1 protein-coding gene is annotated in these 277 nt (G+C 59.9%); it reads right to left on the reverse strand.

The annotated features are described in order from the left end of the window. On the reverse strand, positions 1-277 hold a 277-nt coding region (locus SB772_RS40425), incomplete at both ends, for an amidohydrolase family protein (protein ID WP_410838573.1).

The raw sequence follows: 277 nt of genomic DNA on the forward strand, positions 1-277 counted from the left end.
GCAAGGCGCTCGCCACTTGCGCGTCGGGATGCAGCTTCGCGAGTTGCTCGTCGCGAAACGATTTGTCCATCAGCAGACGAATCAGATGCGGATAGCTCGTAAACGGTCCGCCGTTCGGATGATCGGTCGTCATTGCGACGCGCCACGGGTCGTCCACCAGCAGAAAAATTTCGAGCCCGATGATCCACTGCAACGCATTCACGTAGCTCTGCTCGCGATAGCGGAACGGCACCACGCCGCATCCGGCGTCGCATTCGATGTCGCCGACGATCCACTT

The organism is Paraburkholderia sp. SIMBA_030, from assembly GCF_046535245.1.
Taxonomy (GTDB): domain Bacteria; phylum Pseudomonadota; class Gammaproteobacteria; order Burkholderiales; family Burkholderiaceae; genus Paraburkholderia.